This is a genomic window from Nocardia amamiensis (assembly GCF_015477605.1).
GTDB lineage: Bacteria > Actinomycetota > Actinomycetes > Mycobacteriales > Mycobacteriaceae > Nocardia > Nocardia amamiensis_A.
The window spans coordinates 1-5,178 of record NZ_JADLQX010000091.1 but is presented as its reverse complement, the minus strand read 5'-3'; the positions used below and the strand labels follow the sequence as shown (position 1 = coordinate 5,178).

At 65.4% G+C, this 5,178-nt stretch carries 7 protein-coding genes and 1 pseudogene; 6 read left to right on the top strand and 2 right to left on the bottom strand.

What is annotated here, in order from left to right:
- Window positions 1-629: GNAT family N-acetyltransferase (locus IU459_RS36540; protein ID WP_195134157.1), on the top strand; the 629-nt coding region annotated here is incomplete at its 5' end.
- A gap of 29 nt (window positions 630-658) precedes the next feature.
- Here the strand turns inward: IU459_RS36540 and IU459_RS36535 are convergent.
- A complete protein-coding gene (locus tag IU459_RS36535) occupies window positions 659-979 on the bottom strand; it encodes a hypothetical protein (RefSeq protein WP_195134156.1) in 321 nt (106 codons plus the stop codon).
- 46 nt (window positions 980-1,025) lie between these two features.
- Here IU459_RS36535 and IU459_RS36530 point away from each other — a divergent pair, with 46 nt between their 5' ends.
- From IU459_RS36530 to IU459_RS36510, 5 genes are read left to right on the top strand one after another with little or no spacing between them, the layout of a single operon-like run.
- Window positions 1,026-1,403, top strand: coding sequence for an ArsR/SmtB family transcription factor (locus IU459_RS36530; protein WP_195134155.1), 378 nt, complete (start codon window positions 1,026-1,028; stop codon window positions 1,401-1,403).
- On the top strand, window positions 1,400-2,518 hold the full coding sequence (gene arsB / locus IU459_RS36525; protein ID WP_195134154.1) for an ACR3 family arsenite efflux transporter: 1,119 nt from the start codon (window positions 1,400-1,402) through the stop codon (window positions 2,516-2,518). Before IU459_RS36530 ends, arsB begins: the two co-directional genes overlap by 4 nt.
- A complete protein-coding gene (locus IU459_RS36520) occupies window positions 2,515-2,931 on the top strand; it encodes an arsenate-mycothiol transferase ArsC (RefSeq protein ID WP_195134153.1) in 417 nt (138 codons plus the stop codon). The genes arsB and IU459_RS36520 overlap by 4 nt, the downstream gene beginning before the upstream one ends.
- A 33-nt stretch (window positions 2,932-2,964) precedes the next feature.
- Window positions 2,965-3,636 (top strand): arsenate reductase ArsC, encoded by a 672-nt coding sequence (locus IU459_RS36515; protein ID WP_195134152.1) that lies wholly within the window; start codon window positions 2,965-2,967, stop codon window positions 3,634-3,636.
- A 15-nt stretch (window positions 3,637-3,651) separates the two neighbouring features.
- Entirely contained in the window at window positions 3,652-4,065 is a 414-nt protein-coding gene (locus IU459_RS36510) for an arsenate reductase ArsC (protein WP_195044973.1), read from the top strand.
- Between the two features lie 583 nt (window positions 4,066-4,648).
- Here IU459_RS36510 and IU459_RS36505 read toward each other — a convergent pair.
- A pseudogene (locus tag IU459_RS36505) lies at window positions 4,649-5,057 on the bottom strand (transposase); the annotation flags it as partial.
- Window positions 5,058-5,178 lie beyond the last annotated feature (121 nt).

Genomic DNA, 5,178 nt, shown 5'->3' with positions numbered 1-5,178 from the left:
TCGGGTTCGTCCGCGTCCACAAGGACCGCACCTCCACCGTGGTGATGGTCAACCCCGCCTGCTGCACCGGCCTTCCCCATGCCGCCGACGCGGTCATGGGCGTGTTGACCCCGCGCCCCTGCTGCCCCGAGGACCTGCCCACCGACGTCACCGTCCGGCAGATGCGCGCAGACGATCGGGAGGCGGTGCGCCGCATCTACGGCGAGGGCATCGCCACCGGCACGGCGACACCCGCCACCGAGGTTCCCAGCCGGGACACCCTCGAGGCGCGGTGGTTACCGCAGCACCGGTGGGTGGCCGAGATCGACGGCGAAGTCGTTGGCTGGGCCGCGCTCAGCGCCGCCTCCCGCGATGAGGGTTACGAGGGCGTGGCCGAGAGTTCGGTGTATGTGGCCGAGCAGATGCGCGGGCGCGGCATCGGGAAAGCCTTGCTGCACCGCCAGGTCATCGCGGCCGACGAAGCCGGGCTGTGGACCCTGCAGACCTCGATCTTTCCGGAGAACCGCGCCGCGATCGCCCTGCACCACTCCGCGGGCTACCGCACCGTCGGCGTGCGGGAACGCATCGCGCAACTCGACGGGCAGTGGCGCGACACGGTCTTTTTGGAGCGCCGCAGCCCGGTGTGCTGACGAGCCCACCGGCGGCGAGTGACCGGCGCTCAGCGCTCGGTGCGGATGTTCTGATCGTCGGGTGTGGAATCTTCGTCCGGAAGCTCGTTTTCCTCACCGAGTCGAAGCAATTCCCGGGTCTGTGCCTCATAGCCTGGTCTTCCCATGCTCTCGAACGGGTGGGATCCCGGCGATGGGAGATGCAACCGGTAGGCATCGTTGTTCAGGGTCCTTCCGGGAGTGCCGTGCCGCAGAACGTCGAGCGTCGTTTCGTCGAAGCCATCTTTACCCGACACGTTCACGAGCAACTCCCGGATCTCCTCGATGTTCTCCGGCGACGTCGGCGGGGTCGGCTCGGCGCCAGCATTCATCAGATGTTCGCTTGGCCCCCGATTCCATATCTGTCAATATCGATGCATGTCTAAGTCTCAGTTGCCGTTGACGCCGGTCCAGGCGTGCACTGCCGCACCGTTGGTGCGAGAGCCACTGACCGCCCAGGCCGCCGCCGATCTGGCGGGCGTGTTCAAGGCGCTGTCGGATCCGGTGCGGCTGCGGCTGCTGAGCGTGGTCGCCTCCCGCGCTAACCAGGAAGCCTGCGTGTGCGACCTGTCCGAAGGCATCGATGTTTCTCAGCCGACGATCTCCCACCACTTGAAGGTGCTGCGCGAGGCTGGGCTGTTGACCAGCGAGCGCCGCGCCTCCTGGGTGTACTACCGCGTGGTTCCCGAAGCGTTGCAACGCCTTTCGCATGTGTTGCTAATCAACAGCGGCGGCGCGCTGGCGGTGGGCGCGTGAGCGTGCGGACCGAACCCGAGACTGCCGTCGTCGGCAAGCTGTCGACCCTGGATCGGTTCCTGCCGGTGTGGATCGGTGTCGCGATGGTCGCTGGCCTGTTGCTCGGCCGCGTGATCCCAAGTCTCGGGGATGGGTTGAGCGCGGTGGAGATCGATGGCATCTCACTGCCGATCGCGATCGGCCTGCTGATCATGATGTACCCGGTGTTGGCGAAGGTCCGCTATGACCGGCTCGATACCGTCACCGGCGACCGGAAGCTGCTGGTCGGATCGCTGGTGCTGAACTGGCTACTGGGCCCGGCGCTGATGTTCGCGCTGGCATGGCTGCTCCTGCCGGATCTGCCGGAGTACCGCACCGGGTTGATCATCGTCGGGTTGGCGCGCTGCATCGCGATGGTCATCATCTGGAACGACCTGGCCTGCGGAGACCGCGAAGCCGCCGCCGTGCTGGTCGCGTTGAACTCCGTGTTCCAAGTGCTCATGTTCGCTGTGCTGGGCTGGTTCTACCTGTCGGTGCTGCCCGGCTGGCTCGGGCTGGAGCAGACCACCATCGACACCTCGCCGTGGCAGATCGCGAAATCGGTGCTGATCTTCCTCGGTATCCCGCTGCTGGCGGGCTATCTGACCCGCCGCTTCGGCGAACGCGCCAAGGGCCGCGACTGGTATGAATCCACGCTGCTGCCGCGGATCGGGCCGTGGGCGCTGTACGGGCTGCTGTTCACGATCGTGATCCTGTTCGCGCTGCAAGGCGAACAGATCACCTCCCAACCGCTGGATGTGGTGCGGATCGCGATCCCGCTGCTGGCCTACTTCGCCATCATGTGGGGCGGCGGCTACCTGCTGGGCGCCGTGCTCGGCCTTGGTTACGAGCGCACGACCACGTTGGCGTTCACCGCGGCGGGCAACAACTTCGAACTCGCCATCGCCGTCGCCATCGCCACCTACGGCGCTGCCTCCGGCCAAGCCCTCGCCGGAGTCGTCGGCCCGCTCATCGAAGTCCCCGTCCTGGTCGGGCTGGTGTACGTCTCACTGGCGCTGCGCACCCGCTTCGGCACCTCCGGCACTGCCGCGACCGTCTCTTCGAGTGTGGCAGAGGAAAAGGCGCTCGAGCGATGACCGCAAACCCTGCTGTGCTGTTCGTGTGCGTGAAGAACGGCGGCAAGTCCCAGATGGCCGCCGGACTGATGCGCCACGCCGCCGAGGGACGCATCGAGGTGTACTCCGCCGGCACCGCCCCCGGCGACAGCCTCAACGCGCTGTCGGTGCAGTCGCTGCTGGAAGTCGGCGTCGACATCCGCAAGGAGACCCCGAAACCGATCGACCCGCGACTGCTGCGCGCGGTCGACCTCGTCGTCACCCTGGGCCGCGAAGCGCACGTCGATTCCGTCGACGGGGTACGGATCGTGAACTGGGACACCGACGAACCCTCCGAACGCGGCATCGACGGCATCGAACGCATGCGCCTGATCCGTGACGACATCGACACCCGTGTGCAGCACCTGCTCACCGAACTCCGGCCCTCCGTCTGACCCTGTCAAACCACTCAGCATCGGAACACCGCTATGAGCGACAGCCCCCTCGCCCACGCCACCTACGTTCGTGACGACCTGACCATCGACCAGCAACTCGCCCTCAAAACCGCCGCCTCCCGCCTGCAGCGAGAATTCGACGGCACCTTCGGCGTCGAGACCATCGAACGGTTCCTGCACTCCTCCTACGACCAATTCGCCGGCCGCGCCACCGTCATGAACTTCCTACCGCTACTGGCCGAACGCTTCGCCCGCCAACGCCTCAACGCCCTCGCCAAGGTCGAGGGCAAAGCCCACACCGGCAAACCCACCGTGCTGTTCCTGTGCACTCACAACGCCGGACGCTCGCAGATGGCGCTGGGATTCTTCACCCACCTCGCCGCAGACAACGCCGTCGCCTGGTCCGGCGGCAGCGAGCCCGGCGAGCAGATCAACCCCGCCGCGGTCGAAGCCATGGCCGAGGTCGGCATCGACATTACAACCGAATTCCCGAAACCGTGGACCGAGGAAATCCTGCAGGCAGCCGACGTGATCATCACCATGGGCTGCGGCGACGCCTGCCCCCTCTACCCGGGCCGCCGGTATGAGGAATGGGACCTCGATGACCCCGCCGGGCTCGACCTCGCCGCCATCCGACCCATCCGCGAAGAAATCGAAACCCGCGTCCGCCACCTGCTGGCCGAGCTCGACATCCCCACCAGCTGAAAGGCCAACTCGCACATGGCATCCAAGCCCAGCGTACTGTTCGTCTGCGTCCACAACGCCGGACGCTCCCAGATGGCCGCCGGCTTCCTCACCCACCTCGCCGGAGACGCCATCGAAGTACGCTCCGCAGGTAGCGCGCCCGCCGAGTCGATCAACCCCGCCGCGGTCGAAGCCATGCGCGAGGTCGGCATCGACATCTCCGACCAGTCACCCAAAATCCTCACCTTCGACGCCGTCGAAGCCTCCGACGTCGTCATCACCATGGGCTGCGGCGACACCTGCCCAGTCTTCCCCGGAGTCAGCTACCGCGACTGGGTGCTCGAGGACCCCGCAGGCAAAGGCGTCGAGTCGGTGCGCCCGATCCGCGACGAGATCAAGGTCCGTGTCGAGGAACTCGTCGCCGAACTGCTGCCCGCGCGCTTGAACTGAGGACATCGACACGAGCAGTGCATCTGGCGTCTACGGGAGCGCGCCCGAGGCAACGGCGGTGGAGCCGCCGTTCCGGTAACCTGGGTGCGGGAGAATCGGCGGACAGGTCGTCAGGAGACTGTCATGTCCGTCCCTGGTTCATCACTTCCCTCGCGCGTACTGCCGAGCTGGTGTTATTTCTTTCCGACCAAGCGAGTTCCGAGTACGACCATGGGGTCGCGCGCGGCGGTTTACCGAATCGCAAGCCTTGGCTCAGAATTCGAAACACTTTCAGGCGTAGCTGGCATTACCTTCAGCGGAGTGCGCCGCGAGTTCGCAGGCTCGCCACTGGCCGGTGCTGATATCCGCGATAGTTCAGGTGATCCGAGAGCGCATCGCAGTCGTGGGGACGGGGTGCGGCCGCATCGCCGGCCTTCTTCCGTAATAGACCGCACGACAGAGTGTTTCGCGCCCGGTCGGCTGGCATTGGGTGGGACCCACTTGTCACCGTCTTTAGGTGGCACGAATCCTTCCGCCTCGCAAGGACGACCGGGGCCTTCAGCCCATCGGGGTGAACCGTCCTGGATCCGGTAGAGACTCGGGTTCAGGCCACCTCGGCTGAGATGGTCTGTTGATGGTAGCGGTGTTCGTATTCGGTCGGCGGTAGGTATCCGATCGCCGAGTGGAGGCGTTGGGTGTTGTACCAGTGCACCCACGATGCCGTTTCCCGTCGAGTTCTGCCCGGCCGGGGAAAGGCGGGCGCCGGTCGATCAGCTCGGTTTTGTAAAGCCCGATCGCCGATTCCATGAGGGCATTATCGAGGGCATCGCCGACGCTGCCGATGGACCCGGCGATACCCGAGCCTCGCAGCGTTTCAGTGAAAGCCAGCGACGTATATTGACTTCCGGCGTCGGGTGATGAACCAAACCTGTTGCAGTGAAACGGAAATCGGTCCTGCGGCGGGTGAACAACGCTTGCTCGAGCACCGAGGTCACCAACGGGGTCGTCTTAGACCATGTCTCACATGGATGTAATTCGTTCTTGGCGCATTGAGATCGGTTGTGTTGCATGATGTTCGGTCGTGGTGGATGCGTTGTCGCGGCGGCTTGTGCCGGACGAGTTGTGGGATCTGGT

Excerpts from the sequence above, each read along its gene's own strand:
- IU459_RS36510 (WP_195044973.1), top strand. The coding sequence starts at position 3,652 with ATGGCATCCAAGCCCAGCGTACTGTTCGTCTGCGTCCACAACGCCGGA.
- IU459_RS36535 (WP_195134156.1), bottom strand. The coding sequence starts at position 979 with ATGAATGCTGGCGCCGAGCCGACCCCGCCGACGTCGCCGGAGAACATC.
- IU459_RS36530 (WP_195134155.1), top strand. The coding sequence starts at position 1,026 with ATGTCTAAGTCTCAGTTGCCGTTGACGCCGGTCCAGGCGTGCACTGCC.
- IU459_RS36515 (WP_195134152.1), top strand. The coding sequence starts at position 2,965 with ATGAGCGACAGCCCCCTCGCCCACGCCACCTACGTTCGTGACGACCTG.
- IU459_RS36520 (WP_195134153.1), top strand. The coding sequence starts at position 2,515 with ATGACCGCAAACCCTGCTGTGCTGTTCGTGTGCGTGAAGAACGGCGGC.